Raw genomic sequence first — 389 nt, 5'->3', positions numbered from 1 at the left:
GGCCCCAGACCAGCGGCAGGTCCTGGTCCAGGTCACGCAGCAGCGCGTCGATGTAGGCGTCGAACGGCAGCTCGCCCTTGGCCTGGTGCGAATTGAAATCGCAGTAGGGGCATTTGCGCACGCACCACGGCAGGTGCACGCTGAAACGCTGGGTGGTGACCGCATGCCGATCCTTCATGCCGGCGTAGCTCACCGCCATTTCCGGCAGGCCCGCCCACTTGGCCAGCAGCTTGGCCACATGCACAGTGTTGGCGCCGCGCGCGTGGCCTGGTACGTCCTGTTGCTGCTCCCCCAACTCCCGGCCATCGCAGCGTCGTCTTGGATCGATCTAAGCGATGGGCGGGCGATTTTTAGCACGGGTCGCCCGCAGGCGGAACACCTCGTCGGTC

At 66.1% G+C, this 389-nt stretch carries 1 protein-coding gene; it reads right to left on the bottom strand.

Annotated elements, in window-relative coordinates; genetic code table 11:
• Window positions 1–328, bottom strand: a 328-nt coding sequence (gene truD, locus ABGA94_RS21395) for a tRNA pseudouridine(13) synthase TruD (protein ID WP_375368059.1), incomplete at its 3' end; no start/stop codon positions are given.
• Between the last annotated feature and the right edge of the window lie 61 nt (window positions 329–389).

It is taken from the genome of Stenotrophomonas sp. 3diitr2024 (assembly GCF_042136455.1).
Classification (GTDB): domain Bacteria; phylum Pseudomonadota; class Gammaproteobacteria; order Xanthomonadales; family Xanthomonadaceae; genus Stenotrophomonas; species Stenotrophomonas sepilia.
This window is presented reverse-complemented; position numbering and strand designations above follow the sequence as displayed.